Origin of the sequence: Paenibacillus sp. OSY-SE (assembly GCF_000283315.1) — a bacterium.
GTDB lineage: Bacteria > Bacillota > Bacilli > Paenibacillales > Paenibacillaceae > Paenibacillus_B > Paenibacillus_B profundus.
The window spans coordinates 1-564 of record NZ_ALKF01000023.1; the positions used below are offsets into that span (position 1 = coordinate 1).

Below are 564 nucleotides of genomic sequence, written 5' to 3' on the forward strand. Positions count from 1 at the left end.
CCAGCAGCGGAATCTGTCTGTACGCCTGCCGTTCCATCCCATCAATGAGACGTGCCAGCTCTTCAATGGTAGGATGGCGGAAGATGTCCCGCAGCAGCAGGCTGACATGCAGCTCCTTGTGCAGCTTGCTTGCGAGCGTCGTTGCACGCAAAGAGTGTCCGCCAATCTCGAAGAAACTGTCCTTCACGCTGACCTTCTCGAGTCCGAGCACCTCTTGCCAGATATGCGCCAGCTTGGACTCTAGCGGTGACCGCGGCGCGACATGCTCTATTCCGGTCATGATGAGGCCTTCCGGCTCCGGCAGCGCTCTGCGATCGACTTTTCCGTTCGGCGTCAGCGGCATCTGATCGACCTGCACCAAGTGTGTCGGGATCATATAGACCGGCAGTTCTTGCGACAGTGCTGCTCTCAGATCGCCCGCCATCAGCTCTGCATGCGCTGTAAAGTACGCGCACAACGTCTTCTGACCGCTTTCGTCTTGCCGTGCGATTACGATTGCGTCCAGCACCGATTCCACTTTCAACAGATGCGCTTCCACCTCGCCAAGCTCAATCCGGTAACCGC

General features: G+C 58.0%; 1 protein-coding gene. It reads right to left on the reverse strand.

Annotation, left to right across the window (positions count from 1 at the left end):
* Nucleotides 1-564, reverse strand: a 564-nt coding sequence (locus A372_RS32565; RefSeq protein ID WP_036702532.1) for a phosphopantetheine-binding protein, incomplete at both ends; no start/stop codon positions are given.